The organism is Pseudoalteromonas sp. PAR1 (assembly GCF_947311895.1).
Lineage (GTDB): Bacteria > Pseudomonadota > Gammaproteobacteria > Enterobacterales > Alteromonadaceae > Pseudoalteromonas > Pseudoalteromonas lipolytica_C.
Map to the genome: position 1 here is coordinate 21117 of NZ_CAMZMY010000013.1, position 21915 is coordinate 43031.

The window sequence follows — 21915 nt, forward strand, 5'->3', positions numbered from 1 at the left end:
TGAAAGTTTTCTAAGAGACAGAACGAAAATTTTCTGAAATAATGAGCGAATGAAAATTGAACCAAAGAGTAATTTTGGTGAATTTACGCTAAGCTCAATCGGCTAATTAAAATGGCTTAGTTTAGCTTTAAGATGCCACCTTACTCTTCGTGTGCTTACAATTAAGAGGATATAAAATGACAGTCAATCGTGAATTATTTGATCAAGTAATGGTTCCTAACTATGCACCATCAAGTGTTATTCCTGTTCGAGGCGAAGGCTCTCGTGTATGGGACCAAGAAGGTCGCGAATTTATCGATTTTGCTGGTGGTATCGCAGTTAACTGTCTAGGTCACTGCCATCCAGCTCTTGTAAGTGCATTAAAAGAGCAAGGCGAGAAAATTTGGCACTTATCAAATGTAATGACTAATGAGCCTGCACTTCGTCTAGCTAAAAAGCTAACTGATGCAACATTTGCAGAGAAAGTATATTTTGCTAACTCAGGCGCAGAAGCAAATGAAGCGGCACTAAAATTAGCGCGTCGTTTTGCTCTTGATAACTATGGCGAGCAAAAGTCGCAAATTATCTCATTCAATAAAGGTTTCCACGGTCGTACATTCTTCACTGTAACGGTAGGTGGCCAAGCTGCATACTCTGATGGTTTTGGTCCTAAACCTGGCGATATCGTGCACTGTGACTATAACGACTTAGCAGCATTCGAAGCGCTTATCTCTGATAATACGTGTGCGGTAATGATGGAGCCTCTGCAAGGCGAAGGCGGTATCATTTCACCAACCAAAGAATTTGTAGAAGGTGTACGTGAGCTGTGTACTAAACACAATGCACTTTTAATTTTTGATGAAGTACAAACAGGTGTTGGTCGTACTGGTGAGCTTTATGCTTATCAAGGTCTAAACGTAACTCCAGATATCTTAACTACAGCCAAAGCGTTAGGTGGTGGTTTCCCAATCGGTGCGATGATCACCACAACTGATATTGCTAAGCACTTAAAAGTAGGTACTCATGGTTCTACTTACGGTGGTAACCCACTTGCATGTGCAGTAGCAGAAGCGGCATTCGATACAGTAAATACACCAGAAGTATTAAATGGTGTTAAAGAAAAGTCGGCATTATTCCGTGAGTTACTAACGGCGATTAACGAAAAGCACAATGTATTCACTGAAATCCGTGGTGAAGGCCTATTAATTGGTGCTGTAGTAACAGAGCAGTTTAAAGGTCGTGCAAAAGAGTTCTTAGTTGCAGCAACAGAAGAAGGCGTGATGTCTTTAGTTGCAGGTGTTGATGTTGTTCGTTTCACTCCGTCACTTGTAATTCCAGAAGCTGATATCCGCGAAGGTATGGCTCGTTTTGAAAAAGCGGTTGCTAAAGTCGCTAATAGTTAATTTCTTAACTGCCAACTCAGGGCAAGCATAGCTTGCCCACATTTCTTAATTTACCGTTATTTATAAGGGAGCAAGCGGACTTATGATGATCCTTCGCCCAATTCAGCAAAGTGATTACGCTTCATTAGTAAAGATTGCCGTAGAGTCAGGACATGGCTTCACATCTTTGCCTAATAATGAACAATTGCTACAAAAGAAAATAGATCATTCTGTCAGCTCATTTGCAAAAGCTGCCCAACAACCAGGTGATGAAGGTTACTTGTTTGTTCTTGAGGATAGCGAGACTGGTGAAGTTGTTGGTACTTCTGGTATCGAAGCAGCTGTTGGTTTAGATGATGCTTTTTATCACTACCATTTAAGTAAAGTGATTCACTCTTCACGGACCCTTGATGTATACAAAGCTGTTGATATTCTTACCTTGTGTAATGATTACACAGGGGCAACAGAGCTATGCACGTTATTCCTAAAAGATGGCTACCGTAAAAATAATAATGGTAAATTACTCTCAAAAGCGCGTTTTATGTTTATAAACCAGCATAGAGAACGCTTTGCTGAAACTGTGATTGCTGAGATGCGTGGTGTATCAGACGAAAACGGTGAAAGCCCATTCTGGCAATGGTTAGAAGAGCACTTTTTTTCAATGGACTTTCCTACTGCCGACTACCTCACCGGGATTGGTCAAAAGGTTTTCATTGCTGAGTTAATGCCTAAGTATCCAATTTACGTCAACTTATTGAGCAAAGATGCGCAAGCTGTAATCGGTCAAGTGCACGCTAACACGCGTCCTGCTATTGAACTTTTAAAAAACGAAGGTTTCACCTTTAACGGTTACGTAGATATCTTTGACGCAGGCCCAACGGTTGAAGCAAAGATCGAAAATATAGCTACAATTCGTAATGCCAAAACATTCAAAGTTGAAATTGGTGAAAGCCAAGGCGACACCACGGTATTGTTAGCAAACGATAAAATTGCTGATTTTAGAGCAACCGTGACTCAAGTTAGCCTATCATGCGATGCCGATAGCATCACAATCTCAAGTGAATTAGCAAAAGCACTTCACCTAGAAGCGGGTGATTCAGTATCACTAGCAGAACTATAGAATTCAGGAGACATATTAATGACTCATGCAGCGCAATTTATTAATGGTCAATGGCAAGCAGGCCTTGGTCATACTTTTCAGTCTGTTAACCCTGCAAACAACGACGTAATTTGGCAAGCAAACAGTGCAACAGCTGAGCAAGTAGACAGTGCCGTGTCTGCTGCACGTGAAGCATTTTACAGCTGGGCTGATAAATCATTCGCTGAGCGTTTAGCGATTGTAAAAACATTTGCTGAAACGCTAAAAGAGCACAGTGAAGAACTCGCTGTTGCGATTGCACAAGAAACCGGTAAACCACTTTGGGAAACGCGCACTGAAGCAGGTGCTATGGTGGGTAAAATTGCTATCTCTGAAAAAGCATTTTTAGAGCGTACTGGTGATGTTGAAAACCCAATGCCGCAAGGCCGTGCGATGATCCGTCACAAACCTCATGGTGTTGTCGCAGTATTTGGCCCATACAACTTCCCTGGCCACTTACCAAATGGTCATATTGTGCCTGCATTATTAGCAGGTAATACCGTGGTATTTAAACCGTCAGAATTAACGCCTGCTGTTGCTGAGTTAACGTTAAAGTTATGGGAAAAAGCCGGTCTTCCTGCAGGTGTTATCAACCTTGTACAAGGTGAAGTTGAAACCGGTAAAGCGCTTGCGTCTCATAAAGGTATTGATGGCTTATTCTTTACGGGCTCTTCTCGTACTGGTCATATTTTACATGAGCAGTTTGCTGGTCAGCCGGGTAAAATCCTAGCGTTAGAGATGGGGGGGAATAACCCGCTTATCGTCACTGATGTTGCTGATACTAAAGCGGCTATCCACGATATTATCCAATCAGCGTTTATCTCAACCGGTCAACGCTGTACCTGTGCGCGTAAACTGTTTTTACCAAAAGGCGAGCAGGGTGATGCTATCTTAGCGGGTCTTATTAAAGCGACTAAAGCGATTAAAGTAGGTGACTACGACGCAGAAGATCAGCCTTTCATGGGTTCAATGATTTCTGCGGCAGCAGCAGCTGGAATGGTTGCAGCGCAAAAGCAACTTGTTGAGCTTGGTGCTGAAGTGTTAGTTGAACTTACTCACAAAGAAAATACGGGCTTTGTAACACCGGGTATTTTAGAGTGTACCGATGTGGCTAACTTCCCAGATGAAGAGCACTTTGGACCACTGCTTAAAGTGTTCCGCTTTACTGACTTTGATGCCGCTATTGATATAGCGAATGACACAAGCTTTGGCTTATCAGCCGGTTTATTAAGTGACAGCGCAGCAGATTACGATCACTTCTTACGTCGTATTCGTGCAGGTATCGTAAACTGGAACCGTCCAATCACAGGTGCATCAAGTGCAGCACCATTTGGTGGTATCGGTGCATCGGGTAACCACAGAGCAAGCGCATATTACGCTGCTGATTATTGTGCATACCCTGTTGCTTCGGTAGAGCTTGAAAAAGTAGCGATGCCAGCGACATTGAGCCCTGGCTTAAAAATCGATTAATAACCGTAAATTATTATAAAAAGCAGCTTAGGCTGCTTTTTTTGTATGAGATGTCTAGCAAAGGTAGCAATTAAAAGCGCTTTCTGCTTAAATCTAAAGAGATAGTTTTTTATTAGGTGTGCAGTCGTATGGTTTTAGATAGGCAAGGGTACGATGATCTTGTCATGTATCTCACTCAAAATTTAGCGCTTTTTGAGAAGCCAGGTCAAATTAAACCAGGAGCTCCAACAGTGTTAGAGCTGATTGAAGACGTGATAGCAGAAAACGTTATGTTACTTTGCGAACAACACACTGAGCTTAATACTGAGCAACGCAGCCAAATTGTCCGCGAAGTAGATGGCATTGTGTATGACTTACAAGAAGTATTAAGTAGCGTTACAAATCACACTGTAACCGTTGAGCAGCATGCTTTTATTGATGAGTTTGCTGGACTGGTAAAAAACTTATTTGATAACGCCGTGGCTGAAAGTGCTTAACGGCCAGTGTTAGCGCTCTTTTTAAGTTCGCAATCAGCGTGCTTGCGCTTGCAGCTGCAAATCCTCAATTAACTGCTTTACTCTTTGGCCTACCGCTTATCTCTTGCATCTGAGTGTGACTTGCTTACAATCAAGCAAAACAACTTGAAGAGACAAAATAAATGCAAGCGAATGTAAAATGGGTAGAGGGTGATACCTTCATTGGCCTTTCAAACTCAGGCCACAATGTCGTTTTTGATGCTGGTAGCGATAGCGCAGCACCAAGCCCAATGGAAATGGTATTAATGTCGGCAGGTTGCTGCTCATCGGTTGATGTAGTAAGCATTCTAAAAAAAGCAAAGCAATCATTCTCTGATGTGCAAGTGAAGCTAACAGCTGAACGTGCTGAGTCTGCACCTCGCGTGTTTACTAAGATTAACCTACACTTTGTGGTTACCGGTGATAATGTCTCTGAAAAACACCTTGCGAGAGCTGTGCAATTGTCTGCAGAAAAGTATTGCTCTGTAGCCTTAATGCTTGATAAATCAGTAGAAATTACGCATAGCCACGAAGTTGTTCTAGAACAGGTAAAATAACGCTTTTTCCGAGCGGGAAATTCGTATAAAATCCGCGAACTTTTATTTCTGCTGGTGCAGGTTTCACTCGTTTAAAGGTTGGTTTAGCATGAATAAACCCTTCGATAAAATTAAGCTTCATGGCTTTAATAACTTAACTAAGAGCTTAAGCTTTAGTATTTACGATATTTGTTACGCAAAGACTGAACAACAGCGTAAAGAATATATTGAATATATCGACGAACAGTATAGTGCTGATCGCCTTACCGATATTTTAGGTGAAGTTGTGGATATTATTGGTGCAAACATCTTGAATGTTTCTCGCCAAGATTACGATCCGCAAGGTGCCAGTGTGACAATTCTGATCTCAGAAGAGCCAATTGAGCAGCAAACTACCTATGACGTTGATGAAGCGCCGGGTCCTTTGCCTGAAACGGTTGTTGCGCACTTAGACAAGAGCCACATCTGTGTTCACACATACCCAGAAGCACATCCTGATGATGGTATTTGTACGTTCCGTGCTGATATTGAAGTATCAACGTGTGGCATCATCTCGCCATTAAAAGCGTTAAACTTCTTAATTCATAGCCTTGAGTCTGATGTTGTAACAATTGACTACCGCGTACGTGGTTTTACGCGTGATGTGGATGGTGTTAAGCACTATATCGACCACGCAATTAACTCAATTCAGAACTACATGACTGAAGATACAAAAGAAGCGTACCAAATGATGGACGTAAACGTGTATCAAGAGAACTTGTTCCACACCAAGATGATGCTAAAAGAAACTGACTTGAATACTTATTTATTCGGTGTTTCTACAGCAGATCTTTCAGAAGACGAAGAAGAAGAAATTCGTTCTAAGTTAACTCGTGAGATGCAAGAAATCTTCTACGGTCGTAACTTACCAGACACAGAGTAAGTAGCCACAAGCTTAAAAAAAACGGCGTGTAATGTATGTTACACGCCGTTTTTATTTCAGGCTTTGTGTTGTGGCAGTCGTAACTGCGAACCCTCAGTTACTTAATAAGTAGCAACTCTGTTTGTCTGCCATCAAGATACCAAACTCCAGAGCTATCAAAAAAAGCATCTTCTTCGAGCATAATACGGATCTCTTTGTTCCAAGGCTCTATAAATACAGCATTATTTAACTCAATCGAATACGCCGTATTTAAGTGAAGCGGGTAGTCACCATCGCCAGCAACACCTTGTTGTGAATCCCACATGCCCAATGTTGTACCTGCTGCGTGGCCATGATAACCAATTGGGTGCGTGTAGATTGTTGGCTTTAATCCTTTAGCAATTGCCTCGGCGCGTGATTCTTTCAGTACTTCGTTACCGGTTTTACCGATTGCAAAATGTGAAGTAAAAATATCTTGCAATTGATTACCGCGTTTTAATGCGTTTATTAAATACTTGGGTGCTTGTGTTTCATTTTCTTTTAACACATAAGCATGTTGTTGAGTGTCAGTATTTAAACGCAAATAGGTAATACCAAAATCAACATGCAGCAGATCGCCTGCTTGAATAATTTGCTCATCACCTTTACTAAAACTGGTCTCATGGTCAAAAGTTGTTTTATCGGCACGTTGTATACTGACGCTTGGGTGAAACCATGTTTGCAGTTTTAATTCCCTTACCCGCTCTCTAAACCACCAAGTTAAATCTGTAGTTGTAGTTTTACCGACAGTGATGACTTTACTTGAAAACCCCTCAGCAATAATTTGATGTGCAATGGCGACCGCTTTTTTATACATTGCTATTTCTTCAGGTATGCGTTGTTCTAGCCAAGCTACCGCGAGGGGCTCTGCAGAAATCAGTTTATTAAGGTATTTATTTGGGAGAGCACTTTTAAGTGCATTAAAATCACTAACAACGAGTCCATCTGCATGAGCCCAGATTTTTGATGTGTTAAGTGCGATATTTTTGGGTTGATATTGCTCAATCAGTTCAACTAAGGCTAACCATTGATCTGGCTGCTGTTGTTTGTCCCATGCTTTTTTAAATACAGTGCCTATGCTGTAGGGCGCAATTGCGAGTGCGTCAACTTCGCCTTGTTTATTGAGTGCAAAAACAAGTATGGTTGTTCGCCTTGCAGAAAGCCAAGTTGCCGGTAGAAAGGTTTTTAAAATAGGGTCTTCATTGTATTCGCGGCTAATCATAAGCCACATATCAATATTATGTTGCTTCATAAGCGAGGGCAAAAGTGTTTTAACTCTAAGCTCTGTGACTTTATCTATAAAAGCAGCTCGCTCCTTCATTGGTAGAACCGATAATTCACTCGCCTTAATGGGCAATGCCCACAAGCTACATAGTATTAGCGCTAGCATGATGTTTGTTTTATTTAGCACGTTGTTGTTTCCTTTATTATTTTTATAAACTGCTTAAAAACATAGCAACACTCTATACAATAAACGAGTAATTTAAGGTGAATTACAGGTTTCTATGCGTAAACTCGCTTGCTAAAGTAAAGGTGTAGATTGGGAATAAAGTTAAGGATAATAATGAATCAGCAGGTATTTTTAGCAAAACAGGTTCGTGAAAATGAAGGCCCAGCAGCTAAACGGTGTGGTGTAACACTTTATGAGCTAATGGAACGGGCCGGACAAGCGACTTATCAGCATCTACTTAACTACTTTCCTGATACTAAAAAGTTTGTTGTATTAACTGGCGTTGGTAATAACGCTGGTGATGGCTATGTTGTGGCACGCTTAGCTAAACATGCTGGGATGCAGGTGACGGTTATAGCAGCAAAACCTGAGCAACCCCTTAAAGGGGATGCGCTCACCGCTCAGCAAGCTTGGTTAGAATTAGGTGGGACAATTACTGCAGATCTAAGCTCCATTAAAACAGCTGACATCATCATTGATGGCTTGCTCGGCACGGGTATTCAAAGCGAGGTGCGAGAGCCATTCGCACAATTAATTAAAGCAGCCAACGAAAGCCAAGTGCCAGTTGTTGCTATTGACCTACCCTCAGGCATTAATGCAGACACAGGTGTAGTACAGGGAGTTGCAATAAAAGCAGCGCTCACCGTCACCTTTGTGGGAATTAAACAAGGTTTAGTAACTGGGCAAGGACGAGCACATACAGGAGAGCTTGAGTTTGCAGACTTAGCTATTCAAGATGCCTTTTTACAATTGACGACACCTACTGCAGAGCTAATCAATTATAAGGCCCTGTCGAGGCTTCCCAAGCGCGATAACAACAGCCATAAAACCAGTCATGGTAAATTGCTGTGCATTGGTGGTAATGCTGGCACCGCAGGCGCAATTCGTTTAACTGTTGAAGCCGCTCTTCGCACAGGTGCGGGCATGGTTAAAGTGTATACCCATAGCAGTTCTATTCTGCCAGTGAGCATTGGGCGGCCTGAGATTATGGTTACCGATACACATTTAATTAGTGCGCTAGAATGGGCGAGTTGTATTGCTATTGGTCCTGGGCTTGGACAGGACGCTTGGTCCGAAACAACCTTTGAAACGGTCATGCAGTATTGCTTTACTAATAATAAGCCATTGGTTATTGATGCTGATGCACTTAATTTAATAGCTCAGCATGCTTCTTCATTTCCATTAGCCAATACGGTTATAACACCGCACCCCGGTGAGGCTGCAAGACTGCTTAATTGTCACGCCAACGATATTGAAGAAAATCGCTTTCATGCGGTAAAGCAGCTTGCACGCAGCTATACCACTACTTGTGTACTCAAAGGTGCTGGCAGTTTAATTGCAGACAAGAACCAAACATGGGTGTGTACAGATGGAAATCCTGCACTTGCCGTTGGCGGCAGTGGTGATGTTTTAACAGGTATCATCGCGGCACTTATCGCACAGGGGCTAACTACCCAGCAAGCAGCCTGCCTAGGGGTCTGCTTACATGCGAAAGCGGGTGATATCGCCGCTGAGCGCGATGGTGAGCGTGGTATGTTGCCAAGTGACTTGTTCGCGATAGTGAGGGAGTTGGTTAACTGAGTGGTCAGCTTCTGATAGCTAAAAGAAAACCCAGCCGAAGCTGGGTTTTTTAAGCAAGATTTTTGGGGGATGATGTCGGGTAGCAGCAGCGCATTACTGCACCGCCGCCCCCTAAGAACCGTACGAGCGAGTTTCCCCGCATACGGCTCAAGCCTTTATAAGTCAGTACCTAAGTACAGACCAGCGACCTAAAATAAGAAAAGGTGCCTAGCTGACTGCTCAACTAGGACTTTTATTACAAGTAACCTAAACCCCCTAAAACAGTAATAAAGCTTGTTACGGCTATTATTGTTTTCGCGATGTCTAGTTTGATTGTAACTTTCAGATCCAATTTCATGGCGGTTGCCTTCAATAAGATCTGGGCGCCCAGATTTTAAACCTGGATTTTATATACCGTCTCAGCCAAAACGGTTGCTGGTTAGTTACACGTGCTTCTAACCACCCTTCGGATATCCATATACTAATTCCTCTTTAGGCACCGCCCATTTTTAGTTTGCAAGAGACCCTCTTACAAGGAGGAAATAGTACACTTTAACCCTTAAGCCGTTTTCTCATAACGACAATGTGGGGTGAGATACCCCACCTTTTCTTATGTATGGACTTCCTGTCTAAAATTCAACCTCAACTTGAGGTTATTATTATGCAATTGTCTATGACAATTAGGGTGCAACAACACCAAGTTTTCTAACTCGTCCGAACCGCCTTTTACCCTTTCCACAATATGATGGATATTCCATCCTGTTTCTTTGGTAATTTTATGGCGGCACATAACACAGCATTGCTGCTGTCTGAGCCAGAGCATCAGCACCTTCCTTTTACCTTGCATTGATTCACGCCAAGCTCGCTCAAGGCGCTGCTCGAAATATTCCTCAAATGCCAAGTCATAAGGATTTGCCTCTGCCTTTATCTTAGTATGTCGCTTTATCACCACATCGTTACATGAGAATAGGCGAAGTATTTTCGACTTCTCCCATTCACCGGAAAATACCCAGTTGCGTTTGCCCACTGTTTTAAAGTATTTAGCCTTAACCCAGTGAAAGCGACGATTTTTATGTCGCCGTCGGCACCACTTCCAAAGCATTTTCCAAACCCGATAATCAACATAATTAAAGGTTTCCTTGGCGACGATATGTCTGTGATAATTAGCCCAACCCCGAAGTACAGGGTTAAGCATGTATATCAGCAAACCGGCCGTCACCGTTTTGTTTCCATTAATTAAGTCTCTGACCTTATGAAGGAACGTCCGCAGGTTCTTTCGGCTTGGCTTAATTAAAAGCTTGCCTTTGTACTTGCGTAGGTTTTGCCCCAAAAAGTCGAATCCAACATCAATATGAGTTATCACCGTTTTTTCTGGCGACAGCGTCAGCCCTCTTTCCGCCATAAAGGCTTCAACGAGTGGTTTTACTTCATCTTCCAGCAACTCTTGTGAGATACCGGTTATTATGAAGTCATCCGCATATCGCACGTAGTTGACCTTGCTCTTGTAGCTTGCCTTGGTGTTCTTCTTCCCAAAATGAGATTCAAGCACCGTTTCCAAACCATCAAGAGCTATATTGGCCAACACAGGAGAAATAATTCCCCCTTGCGGTGTCCCTGCTTCAGTCGGATTTAGTTTACCGGATTCCATGTAACCGGCTTTCAGCCATTTTCCGAGTACTCGTTTATCCAATGGAATATTGGCGAGTAACCAGTCATGACTGATGTTATCGAAGCACCCTTTGATATCCCCTTCTAACACCCATTTGGCAGAATGCTTGCGACTGAGATTCACAAAGCATTGCTCAATCGCATCTGCCGTTGAGCGCATCGGGCGAAAGCCATAGCTGTTTCTATCTGCGGTGGTTTCCGACACAGGCTCTAAGGCCAGCAGGTATAACGCCTGCATAGCTCTGTCTAGCATGGTTGGTATTCCGAGCGGGCGGCGTTTGCCATTCGCTTTAGGAATATACACTCGCTTTAACGGCTTGGGCTTATAGCCTTTACGCGTTAGCCGAAACAACGCTAGCCATTTACTCTCAGGTGTACTCCATAACTCCCCATCGACACCGGCAGTCCTTTTGCCTCGATTTTCAGTTACCCGTTTAACCGCCAATGCCTTGGCAGCAAACGAGCGCACCAACATGCGTTGCAGGGCTTTCACCTTACGCCACTGTTGCTGCTTCGTCGCCTTCGCGATCCGTACTTGTAGCCCTCTCACCTTGCGTTCAACCGAATACCAATCAATGGTATGCCAGCTGTTTGCGTGGTGGGAGAACGCAGGTACATGGAACATACATTCCGTACTCATCTTGCTTTCCTCCATAACCACAAAACGGAGAAAAGCCAAACCCTTACGGGGATAGCTAATCCCCGCTTGGGTTAATTTGTTAGATGGCTTTACACGCCTTCACACGATTAAAGACCAGTCTGAATTTGGCACCCTTTCGAGTCAGGGCAAAGTTAGAACCCCTATCCGAACCATTACAGTTCAGCATTCGCTTGGTCAGACATCCTTTACCCGCTTATTCAACAGCGCTCCTTACGGATTGCCTGCCTGTATTACTGTTACCAGCAATCAGGCGAATAATCGGGCTTACCGAGTTCCATTGCAGTTACACGAGCAACGTAGGTTCTGTCTATCTACCGGTGGTCATAAGACGGCGTAATCCCAGATGTAAAAGGATTAACCGACCACGTACCTTTTGGTCAGAGCGCATCAACAATATTTCGCTCTTTGCGGTTGACGGTATTTATCAACAGTTCACTTACGTTAACCATATTGCCCAGCCTAGCCCCCAGCCAGCTCATTGTTAGCCAACTATGCCCACTCTCACGAGTTAAGACACCGTTTACACAGGGGTACATTGTCAGGAAGCTTTGCACCATGCCGTTACCAGCATCGCACTATCCCTAGGCTACTGTTAGCCGTATAACAGGTCTCGCTACTCAATGTTGAAAACATAAAAGTTGAGACAATAACTACAACAGCTTACGCCCGTAGGTCGTAAACTCGTCGAGATTTAGAAAACGCGTTCAGAAGTAACCTTATAAAGGTTGCATCCTCAGCTTTTGAAGCGAAACTACTTAACAACAGAGCGCCCAAAAGGCATGCGATGAATTACCTTCTCGCTACTCTTCAGGGGGAAACCTGAAACTCTGAAATTGTTTGTTTCCGTAATGCCGATGACTGATGTCTCGGTGACTTGTTTTCCAATCGTAAAGACACGATTGCGCGACCTTATCACTCAGATAAGTCCGGCATTCGGTTTTACCCCCGAATACCGGAGTCGACTACTAGTTTTGCAGGTTGGGAAAGTGAGTGCTATAGTTAGCACTCACTCTGAGCTAGTCCTGCTAGGCTAGTGACCTACGCGACTCTCGTCGCACTACATCATGCCGCCCATACCACCCATGCCGCCCATGCCGCCCATATCAGGAGCACCAGCGTCATCTTTAGGGATTTCAGCAACCATTGCTTCAGTTGTGATCATAAGACCCGCGATTGAAGCTGCGTACTGTAGTGCAGAACGCGTTACTTTAGTTGGGTCTAAGATACCCATTTCGATCATGTCGTTGTACTCGCCAGATGCTGCGTTGTAACCGTAATTACCTTCACCACCTTTTACAGAGTTAACAACAACTGATGCTTCGTCACCTGCGTTCGTTACGATTTGACGAAGTGGTGCTTCCATCGCACGTAGTGCAACTTTAATACCGTGGCTTTGGTCTTCGTTGTCGCCAACTAGCTCAGCAAGTTTGCTTGCTACGCGAACTAGTGCAACACCACCACCCGGTACAACACCTTCTTCAACCGCTGCGCGAGTTGCGTGTAGCGCATCTTCTACGCGGTCTTTCTTCTCTTTCATTTCGATTTCAGTTGCTGCGCCAACTTTGATTACTGCAACACCGCCAGCTAGTTTAGCCATGCGCTCTTGTAGTTTCTCTTTATCGTAGTCAGACGTTGCTTCTTCGATTTGTGCTTTGATTTGTGCAACACGGCCGTTGATACCGTCTTCTTCACCTGCACCATCGATGATTGTTGTATCATCTTTAGTGATCACAACGCGTTTCGCTGTACCTAGGTCTTCGATTGTTGCTTTTTCTAGCTCTAAACCGATTTCTTCAGAAATTACTGTACCACCAGTTAATACTGCGATGTCTTGTAGCATTGCTTTACGACGGTCGCCAAAACCTGGCGCTTTAACTGCAGAAACTTTTACGATGCCGCGCATGTTATTTACAACAAGTGTTGCAAGTGCTTCACCTTCAAGGTCTTCAGCAATAATTAGTAGTGGCTTGCTAGCTTTAGCAACCGCTTCTAATGTAGGTAGTAGCTCACGAATGTTAGATACTTTTTTGTCTACAAGTAGAATGTAAGGGTTGTCTAGCTCTACAGCGCCTTTTTCAGCGTTGTTGATGAAGTAAGGAGACAGGTAACCGCGGTCAAACTGCATACCTTCAACTACGTCTAGTTCGTTTTCTAACGACTGACCTTCTTCAACAGTGATAACGCCTGAATCACGGCCAACTTTTTCCATTGCTTCTGCAATGATGTCACCGATTTCTTTATCAGAGTTAGCAGAAATAGTACCTACTTGAGCAATCGCTTTAGTGTCTGCACATGGTACAGAAAGCGCTTTAAGCTCTTCAACCGCAGCAGTAACTGCTTTATCGATACCACGCTTAAGGTCCATTGGGTTCATACCCGCTGCAACTGCTTTTAAGCCTTCGTTTACGATAGCTTGCGCTAATACAGTTGCTGTTGTTGTACCGTCACCTGCAGCGTCATTCGCTTTAGACGCTACTTCTTTAACCATTTGTGCGCCCATGTTTTCGAACTTGTCTTCAAGCTCGATTTCTTTAGCTACAGACACACCATCTTTAGTGATTACAGGAGCACCGAAAGATTTGTCTAATACAACGTTACGGCCTTTAGGACCTAAAGTTACTCTTACTGCGTTTGCTAAAATATTTACGCCAGTTAGCATTTTGCTACGTGCGTCACCTGCAAAAAGTACTTCTTTTGCTGCCATGATTTAATTCCTCTTAAATTCTGTAAACGGGTTGCTAAACGAAAAGTAGGATTAGCCTACAATGCCTAGAATGTTATCTTCACGCATGATCAGGTACTCTTGACCTTCGATCTTTTCAGCTTTTTCAACATAAGAGCCGAACAGCACAGTGTCACCGGCTTTAACTTCTAATGCTCTTACTTCACCGTTGTCTAAAACACGGCCATTACCAACAGCGATAACTTCTCCGCGAGTTGATTTTTCAGCTGCAGAGCCAGTTAATACAATACCGCCAGCAGACTTAGTTTCTTCTTCTAGACGCTTAACGATGACGCGATCATGTAAAGGACGAATGTTCATTTATTTAGTTCTCCTAACAGTTTCTGAACAGTACAGAAAAAATCTTGTGTTATTGCAGGGGAGTGCTAAGCCACCCGTTGCGTTTCATTGCCTTCATTAATGGGGGTGGCTTAAAAAAATCCAAGTACAAAAATTAAAAAAATTTTAATCTTTTCGCTCAAATTCACCATCAATAGTTGTCGGTTGATGAGTTGGCTCTTCGTGTTGGGGTGCTTTACTGTGGTATTGAAAGTGTGCAGAGCCTTGATTCGCTTGCGAACTCATACGCACAGTTGCATGGCTGGCAAGGCTTGCAGCTAATTTATTACGTATTGCTGGGGTAAGTAATAAAAAGCCAAAAAAGTCTGTCATTATGCCAGGAGTCATTAATAACACTCCGGCAATAATCACACATAAGCCAGTAAATAATTCTTTCGCAGGCATTTGCCCTTGCGCCATTTGTAGTTGCACATTTTGGATTGCTCCCATCCCTTGCTGCTTCACTAATTTGGCACCAACAATGGCCGTGACGATAACTAGCGCTATGGTGGCAAACCCGCCAATGACTTCACTCACTTGAATAAGTAAGGCAATCTCCACAATCGGCACTAAAATAAATAACAAAAACAAAAATCTAAACATAACGCTCTCTAAAAATGTCACTCTCTTTGGAGTCAATGAAATATAAGTTGGGGTGATCGGGTCTTTTTTCAAGCTGGAGCCATGGATCACCTAGCTCGCTACACATTATTGCTGCTATCAGCTACTATGGTGCGACTCACGTGATCAAAAAAAGGTTCCTTATGAATACGCATTATCGACTGATTTTTACTACTTGTGCGAATGAAGCTGAGGCTCGTCAGCTGGCTCAACACCTAGTGAAAGAAAAGCTAGCTGCCTGTGTCAATATTCTGCCTACTATCGAATCTATCTATATGTGGGAAGGCGAGTTAACGCAAGCGACAGAGAGTAAATTACTGATCAAAACTAAATCAGAAAAAATGAATGAGGTGATCCAAACTATCAAGAAATTGCATAGTTATGAGGTCCCTGAGATTCAGGTCGTTGATGTAGCAACAGGCAATTTAGCCTATTTTAATTGGATGGATGAGGTACTTAATTAATGCGATCGTTCCTTTTATTACTTTGCGCACTGTGGTTATTGCCTGCAAGCGCAAGTAATAGCAATTTACTTGGTAATTTACTGCAGCAACCGGCAGAACACACCTTTCTCCCTGTTGATAAAGCCTTTGTTTTTGATTTTGATCAGCAAGGTAAAACCTTATTCATTGGTTGGGATATAGCGCCCGATTATTATCTTTATAAAAAGAAAGTCGAAATTATTGCCAAGGGAGCTGATATAGAGGTGCCTGAGCTTGGTAAAGGCGTCATTATTGAAGATGAGTTTTTTGGTAAGACCGAAGTATTTTTTGATTCATTAAGTGTGATAACAAAAGTAAGCAACATCACAGATGGGGCAGTTGTTAAAGTTCGTTTTCAAGGCTGTGCCGAAGCGGGGTTATGTTATCCGCCAGAAGTGAGAACCATTCCTTTATCTGTGATTGCTGGTGAGCAAGTATCGCAAACTGCAGATGCTGGCAATGCATTGGCTGCATTAACACAAGCCGAAGAGGTAAATGACGCATCATCAGCGCCTTCTCAAGAAGTATCAAAACCAGTTGGTGAGCAGTCATATACCGATAAACTAGCGTCACAAGGTTTACTAACGAACCTAGTTATCTTCTTTTTAGTCGGTGTTGGTCTGGCTTTTACACCATGCGTATTCCCAATGTTTCCGATTTTGTCGAGCCTTATTGCAGGTCAGCAGAACCTATCGACTAAAAAAGCGTTTTCGCTGTCGTTTATTTATGTGCAAGGGATGGCAGTTACCTATGCAGCACTGGGCTTAGTGGTTGCATCTTTAGGTGGGCAAGTACAAGGGTATTTGCAGCATCCTACAGTACTAATCAGCTTTAGTATCTTATTTGTATTGCTAGCAATGTCGATGTTTGGCTGGTACGAAATTAAACTGCCAAGCGGCATGATGAATAAACTCACTCAGGTTAGCAACCAGCAAAAAGGCGGCAACTATGTTGGCGTATTTATGATGGGTGTACTGTCTGGCTTAATTGCTTCACCTTGTACTACTGCACCACTGTCAGCTGCATTGCTTTATGTTGCACAAAGTGGTGATTATTTAGTGGGAGGTTTAACTTTGTATGTACTGAGCTTAGGCATGGGACTGCCTTTATTATTGCTTGGTACATCAGGTGGTAAACTACTTCCCAAAGCCGGTGGTTGGATGGAGCAAGTGAAAACCCTATTCGGCTTCATCATGCTGGTCGTGCCGCTTATTCTGTTAGAGCGTATTGTTGATATCGAGATCATCTGGTTAATGGCGGGTTTATTAGCACTTGCTACAGCGCTTTATTTACATCATTGGCAAAGTGGTCAGTCGCAAGGTAAGTTAAAAACAGCATTATGGTTTGCTGCAACCTTACTGGTTGTGACTGGGGCGAGTTTAACAAAAAGTTATTTTTGGCCTACTAAAGCGGCGGTTGCACAAGCTGAAGTGCAAACACATGGCTTTAGACAAGTTGCTAATTTAAGTGAATTGAAAGAAGAGATTGCAAAGGCAAGTAGCGAAGGGCGCTTAGTAATGGTCGACTTATACGCTGACTGGTGCGTCGCGTGTAAAGAGTTTGAACACTACACGTTTCCTGATGCTAAGGTACAAGAACAATTTGCGCACTTTGAGTTAATCCAAATCGATTTAACCGAAAGTGATGCAAAAACCATTGAGCTAATGGAAGAATACACAGTATTCGGGTTACCCAGCATTTTGTTCTTTGACAGCCAAGGTAATGAGCTTTTAGAGCAACGTGTAACAGGCTTTTTAAATGCCAAAGACTTTGCAGAACATCTGGCAAAAGTGCGAAATACTGCTAAATAAACGCAAACGTGCTAGAAAATAGCAAAACGCCACTCATCTGAGTGGCGTTTTTGTTTCTCACTAAGAAAAAGTACTCTAACTAAAAGTAAATGAGTGATTTTTGTTGTAAAAGTTCAATTAAACAGCAAGAGAATACAGTGATTAACCCAGTTGTGTGCCTTGCTATGCCTACATTTGCTTTGTGCTATGAGTGATTAGACCAGTATTTTGCTGCTATTTACGTCGAAATATCTATAATAGGTGGTTAACGTGAGAAATAGTTGCTATTTTACATCGATACGCTTAGGTTAAGCGTGGGTTTATGATGAATATGGTTAAACTGCTTACTTAAAGGATATATCGCGTATTATGGCTGCAAAATTCAAACTTTTAGTTCTTAATGGGCCAAATTTAAACATGCTTGGCAAGCGTGAACCAGAAAAGTACGGCACCCAATCTCTTGATGAGATTATCGCTGAACTTAGTAAGGTTGCTGCGGGTCACAATGTTGATTTAACGCATTTTCAAAGTAACAGTGAAGCTGCATTAATAGAGCGAATTCACGATGCATGGCAAGTGGTTGATGCAATTATTATTAACCCTGCCGCATTTACGCATACAAGCGTTGCCTTACGGGATGCATTACTCAGTGTGAACATTCCCTTTTACGAGGTGCATTTAAGTAATGTGCACGCACGGGAGGCATTTCGTCATCATTCGTATTTTTCGGATGTGGCACAAGGCATTATCGTAGGATTAGGAGCAATGGGTTATAAAGTAGCACTTGAAGCTGCGGTTAGCCGGTTGCAAAACACACATTAATTTTAAATAAAACTTACAGGCGGGTCGTTCATGGATATTCGCAAGATCAAAAAACTTATCGAACTAGTAGAAGAATCTGGTATTGCTGAATTAGAAATCACTGAAGGTGAAGAATCAGTACGCATTAATCGTAACAACATGAGTGCAGCGCCTGCAATGCAGTATGCTCCTCAACAGTACGCAGCGCCTGCACCAGCGCCAGCAGCTCCTGCTCCTGCAGCAGAAGCGCCAGCGGCAGACGCAGCACCAGCAGCACCAACAGGTCATCAAGTTAAATCGCCTATGGTTGGTTCTTTCTACTCAGCAGCTTCTCCTGAAGCAGCACCTTATGTAGAAGTAGGTTCAAAAGTAAATGTTGGCGACACGTTATGTATCGTTGAAGCAATGAAAATGATGAACCAAATCGAATCTGATAAAGCCGGCACAGTAAAAGCTATCTTAGTTGAAAATGGCGAGCCAGTAGAATTCGATCAACCTTTATTCATCATTGAATAACAGCGCAACAAAAGGCCAACTCTATGTTAGATAAAGTAGTCATTGCAAACCGAGGTGAAATTGCACTTCGCGTACTGCGCGCCTGCAAAGAGCTTGGGATCAAAACTGTTGCTGTGCATTCAACGGCAGACCGTGATCTTAAGCACGTGTTACTGGCAGACGAAACAATTTGTATTGGTAAACCGGCAGCAAGTGAAAGTTACCTAGATATTCCGCGCATTATTGCAGCGGCAGAAGTAACAGACGCAGTTGCTATACACCCAGGTTATGGTTTCCTTTCTGAAAATGCAGACTTTGCTGATCAAGTTGAGCAAAGTGGCTTTGTATTTATCGGCCCTAGAGGCGACACCATTCGTTTAATGGGTGATAAAGTTTCTGCAATCGAAGCAATGCGTAAAGCGGGTGTACCTTGTGTACCAGGCTCTGATGGCCCATTAACGGCAGACAGCGAGCGTAATATTCAAATCGCTAAGCGTATTGGTTACCCTGTAATCATTAAAGCAGCAGGCGGCGGCGGTGGTCGTGGTATGCGTGTTGTTCGCAGCGAAAAAGAACTAATCGATTCAATCGCTCTTACTCAGCAAGAAGCTAAGCAGTTCTTTGGTAATGGCATGGTTTACATGGAAAAGTTCCTTGAAAACCCTCGTCACATCGAAGTTCAAGTACTTGCTGATGGTCAAGGCAATGCAGTTCACTTAGGTGAGCGTGATTGTTCAATGCAACGTCGTCACCAAAAAGTTGTTGAAGAGGCACCAGCGCCAGGTATCACTGCTGAGATGCGTAAGTTCATCGGTGACCGTTGTACTCGTGCATGTATCGAAATTGGTTATCGCGGTGCAGGTACGTTCGAATTCTTATATGAAAACGGCGAGTTCTATTTCATCGAAATGAATACCCGTATTCAGGTTGAGCACCCAGTAACAGAAATGGTCACTGGCGTTGACTTAATCAAAGAGCAGTTAAAAATTGCAGCTGGCCAACCATTATCATTCACTCAAGAAGATGTGGTTATTCGTGGTCACGCAATTGAGTGTCGTATTAATGCGGAAGACCCAGAAACATTTATTCCATCACCAGGTAAAATCACGCGATTCCACCCTGCTGGCGGTTTAGGTATTCGTTGGGACAGCCACATCTATGCAGATTACACAGTACCACCTCATTACGATTCAATGATTGGTAAGCTGATCTGTTACGGTGAAAACCGTGATGTAGCAATTGCTCGTTCACGCAATGCGTTAAACGAATTAGTGATTGATGGCATCAAGACCAACACACCACTGCACAAGAAAATCTTGGCAGATGAGAACTTCCAAAACGGTGGTACAAACATCCACTACCTTGAGAAGAAACTCGGTCTGTAAAAAAATTCTGTTTAAGCTAAAAAGCCGGCAACTTTGCCGGCTTTTTTATGTCAAATTAGGCATAAGAGCGGCTCTCGCCTTATAAAAATTATCTGGTATGATTAACAAAGTAATGTGTTTTTAGTTTTTCATGAGGTAACAATGACCGACAGTGTTGGTTTTCCACTGGCTGATGAAGCTGCAACGGTAAATATGGGCAATCAACTTGCAGCGTTGATGGAACAAGGGGCTGTCATTTATTTGCACGGTGATTTAGGTGCCGGTAAAACCACATTAACCCGTGGTATCGTGCAAGGTTTTGGTCATCAAGGAAAGGTTAAGAGTCCGACATATACACTGGTTGAGCCTTATCAACTAACTAAAGCTGATGTTTATCACTTTGATTTATATCGTTTAGGTGATCCTGAAGAGCTTGAATATATGGGCATTCGTGATTATTTTTCGCCACAGGCTATTTGTGTTGTTGAATGGCCTGAGAATGGAGGTGAATTTATCCCAACTCCCGACCTTGATATTACTTTGCGTTATGACGGTGAGGCACGTGCTATTGTTATTAATAGCTTAACTAAGCGCGGTCAATCTATTGTCGAACAATTGAAGAGCGTGTAAGAATAAACATATAAAAATAAAGGTGTACTAGTAAAAATGGGTCGTTGTACGTTTAAACTATTAACTATTTTAATGTTTTTGGTTGTGAGCCAGGTTGCGCTTGCACAAAATACTATTAATAGCGTACGCGTTTGGCCCTCACCAGATAGCACCCGTGTGGTATTTGATCTAGATGAAAAGCCTGATTACAGCTATTTCATGCTGAAAAACCCTGCGCGTTTAGTCATTGATCTAAAAGATACAGATAAGCTCGATAACTTACCTGCTATTCCGCAAAAGCATCAAATAGTTTCAAAACTTCGTTACTCAAAGCCTAAAGATAGCAAAAGTGTGCGTTTTGTTTTTGAACTAGCACGCGCCAGTAAACCTGTGGTGTTTGCCTTATTACCTACCGAACCATACAAGCACCGTTTAGTCGTTGATCTCATCGACAAAACACCGAAAGCTGAGCCTATTGCTGCAACGAATACCAGCGTTAAAAAGCGTGAGCTACAGCAAGAGCGCGATATCGTGATTGCCATTGATGCAGGTCACGGTGGTGAAGACCCAGGCTCAATTGGTCCATCGGGTACTTATGAAAAAGATATTACGCTACAAATAGCCAAGCGCTTAGAGCGAATGATCGATGCCGAAAAAGGCATGATTTCGCGCATGGTGCGCCGTAGTGATTATTTTGTTAACTTAAATACGCGAACCAGCATTGCCCGTGAGAAAAAGGCCGATTTCTTTGTCTCGATTCATGCCGATGCGTTTACTAGCCCGCAGCCAAATGGTGCTTCTGTGTGGGTACTCTCACTGCGCCGAGCTAACTCAGAAATAGGTAAGTGGATTGAAGATAAAGAAAAGCACTCCGAGCTTTTGGGTGGTGCCGCTGGGGTATTAAAAGATACCGCGAGCGAAAAATATTTAGCACAAGCACTGCTTGATATGTCGATGGATCATTCGATGAAAACAGGCTTTAGTGTTGCACAAGAAGTAGTTAGCGAATTAAGAAAAGTAGCTAAAATGCATAAGAAGCAACCACAAGCGGCGAGCCTTGCGGTATTAAAATCACCGGATATTCCGTCTATTTTGGTCGAGACAGGGTTTATTTCGAATCCGCGTGAAGAGCGAATGCTAAAAACGGCGCAGCATCAGGAGCGCTTAGCGAAAGCAATTTTCACCTCAATTAAAAATTACTACATGCAAAATCCCCCAGATGACTCGTTATTTGCGAAATTAAAAGCGCAATTTCCAACAAAGCACAGAGTACGTCCGGGTGAGTCGTTAAGTATTTTGGCAAGCAGATACAACACCTCTGTTAGTAAGCTAAAAACGGTCAATAACTTAAAATCGAATACCTTGTTTATAGGTCAAGAGCTTGATATTCCGCAAAGCTAGTCAATTTTCGTGT

The 21915-nt window shown here is 42.9% G+C and carries 19 protein-coding genes; 14 read left to right on the top strand and 5 right to left on the bottom strand.

Going from position 1 to position 21915, the window contains the following annotated elements; all coding sequences use genetic code 11:
* Positions 1–176: 176 nt before the first annotated feature.
* The 6 genes from QL229_RS12155 (at position 177) to speD (ending at position 5921) form a co-directional block, all read left to right on the top strand.
* Positions 177–1382, top strand: coding sequence for an aspartate aminotransferase family protein (locus QL229_RS12155; RefSeq protein ID WP_135923253.1), 1206 nt, complete (start codon positions 177–179; stop codon positions 1380–1382).
* Positions 1383–1464: 82 nt separating this feature from the next.
* Entirely contained in the window at positions 1465–2481 is a 1017-nt protein-coding gene (gene astA, locus QL229_RS12160) for an arginine N-succinyltransferase (protein WP_138556677.1), read from the top strand.
* Between the two features lie 18 nt (positions 2482–2499).
* On the top strand, positions 2500–3969 hold the full coding sequence (gene astD / locus QL229_RS12165) for a succinylglutamate-semialdehyde dehydrogenase (protein WP_281546930.1): 1470 nt from the start codon (positions 2500–2502) through the stop codon (positions 3967–3969).
* Between the two features lie 128 nt (positions 3970–4097).
* Positions 4098–4445 (top strand): DUF3802 family protein, encoded by a 348-nt coding sequence (locus QL229_RS12170; protein WP_135923256.1) that lies wholly within the window; start codon positions 4098–4100, stop codon positions 4443–4445.
* Between the two features lie 161 nt (positions 4446–4606).
* Positions 4607–5020, top strand: coding sequence for an OsmC family protein (locus tag QL229_RS12175; RefSeq protein WP_138556679.1), 414 nt, complete (start codon positions 4607–4609; stop codon positions 5018–5020).
* An 88-nt stretch (positions 5021–5108) separates the two neighbouring features.
* Positions 5109–5921 carry an adenosylmethionine decarboxylase gene (gene speD / locus QL229_RS12180; protein ID WP_063701590.1) on the top strand — a complete coding sequence of 271 codons (813 nt, stop codon included), beginning with the start codon at positions 5109–5111 and terminating at the stop codon, positions 5919–5921.
* Between the two features lie 97 nt (positions 5922–6018).
* Here speD and QL229_RS12185 read toward each other — a convergent pair whose 3' ends face one another.
* A complete protein-coding gene (locus QL229_RS12185) occupies positions 6019–7329 on the bottom strand; it encodes a M24 family metallopeptidase (RefSeq protein ID WP_281546958.1) in 1311 nt (436 codons plus the stop codon).
* 171 nt (positions 7330–7500) lie between these two features.
* Between QL229_RS12185 and QL229_RS12190 the strand changes: the two genes are divergently transcribed.
* Positions 7501–8970: an NAD(P)H-hydrate dehydratase gene (locus tag QL229_RS12190; protein ID WP_281546959.1), complete on the top strand. Its 1470-nt coding sequence runs from the start codon at positions 7501–7503 to the stop codon at positions 8968–8970.
* A 589-nt stretch (positions 8971–9559) separates the two neighbouring features.
* On the opposite strand, the gene ltrA is transcribed toward QL229_RS12190, so the two are convergent.
* From ltrA to QL229_RS12210, 4 genes are all read right to left on the bottom strand, one after another.
* Positions 9560–11257, bottom strand: coding sequence for a group II intron reverse transcriptase/maturase (gene ltrA / locus QL229_RS12195; RefSeq protein WP_281546931.1), 1698 nt, complete (start codon positions 11255–11257; stop codon positions 9560–9562).
* 1078 nt (positions 11258–12335) lie between these two features.
* Positions 12336–13982, bottom strand: coding sequence for a chaperonin GroEL (groL, locus tag QL229_RS12200; RefSeq protein ID WP_135923258.1), 1647 nt, complete (start codon positions 13980–13982; stop codon positions 12336–12338).
* Between the two features lie 51 nt (positions 13983–14033).
* Positions 14034–14321 carry a co-chaperone GroES gene (locus tag QL229_RS12205; protein ID WP_036973362.1) on the bottom strand — a complete coding sequence of 96 codons (288 nt, stop codon included), beginning with the start codon at positions 14319–14321 and terminating at the stop codon, positions 14034–14036.
* A 144-nt stretch (positions 14322–14465) separates the two neighbouring features.
* Positions 14466–14942, bottom strand: a complete 477-nt coding sequence (locus QL229_RS12210) for an FxsA family protein (protein ID WP_135923259.1) — start codon at positions 14940–14942, stop codon at positions 14466–14468.
* 161 nt (positions 14943–15103) lie between these two features.
* Here QL229_RS12210 and cutA point away from each other — a divergent pair, with 161 nt between their 5' ends.
* The 7 genes from cutA to QL229_RS12245 all read left to right on the top strand — a co-directional run bounded on the left by cutA (position 15104) and on the right by QL229_RS12245 (position 21902).
* On the top strand, positions 15104–15424 hold the full coding sequence (cutA, locus tag QL229_RS12215; protein ID WP_135923260.1) for a divalent-cation tolerance protein CutA: 321 nt from the start codon (positions 15104–15106) through the stop codon (positions 15422–15424).
* Positions 15424–17253 (top strand): protein-disulfide reductase DsbD, encoded by a 1830-nt coding sequence (locus QL229_RS12220; RefSeq protein ID WP_281546932.1) that lies wholly within the window; start codon positions 15424–15426, stop codon positions 17251–17253. The genes cutA and QL229_RS12220 overlap by 1 nt, the downstream gene beginning before the upstream one ends.
* Positions 17254–17601: 348 nt before the next feature.
* A complete protein-coding gene (gene aroQ, locus QL229_RS12225; protein WP_281546933.1) occupies positions 17602–18054 on the top strand; it encodes a type II 3-dehydroquinate dehydratase in 453 nt (150 codons plus the stop codon).
* 30 nt (positions 18055–18084) lie between these two features.
* Positions 18085–18549: an acetyl-CoA carboxylase biotin carboxyl carrier protein gene (accB, locus tag QL229_RS12230; RefSeq protein ID WP_135923263.1), complete on the top strand. Its 465-nt coding sequence runs from the start codon at positions 18085–18087 to the stop codon at positions 18547–18549.
* Between the two features lie 23 nt (positions 18550–18572).
* On the top strand, positions 18573–19913 hold the full coding sequence (gene accC / locus QL229_RS12235; protein ID WP_135923264.1) for an acetyl-CoA carboxylase biotin carboxylase subunit: 1341 nt from the start codon (positions 18573–18575) through the stop codon (positions 19911–19913).
* A gap of 141 nt (positions 19914–20054) precedes the next feature.
* The gene (tsaE, locus tag QL229_RS12240) at positions 20055–20522 is read left to right on the top strand and encodes a tRNA (adenosine(37)-N6)-threonylcarbamoyltransferase complex ATPase subunit type 1 TsaE (protein ID WP_281546934.1); all 468 of its coding nucleotides are present in this window, start codon (positions 20055–20057) and stop codon (positions 20520–20522) included.
* Between the two features lie 72 nt (positions 20523–20594).
* Complete coding sequence (locus QL229_RS12245) at positions 20595–21902, top strand: N-acetylmuramoyl-L-alanine amidase (RefSeq protein WP_240704537.1); 1308 nt, start codon at positions 20595–20597, stop codon at positions 21900–21902.
* Positions 21903–21915 lie beyond the last annotated feature (13 nt).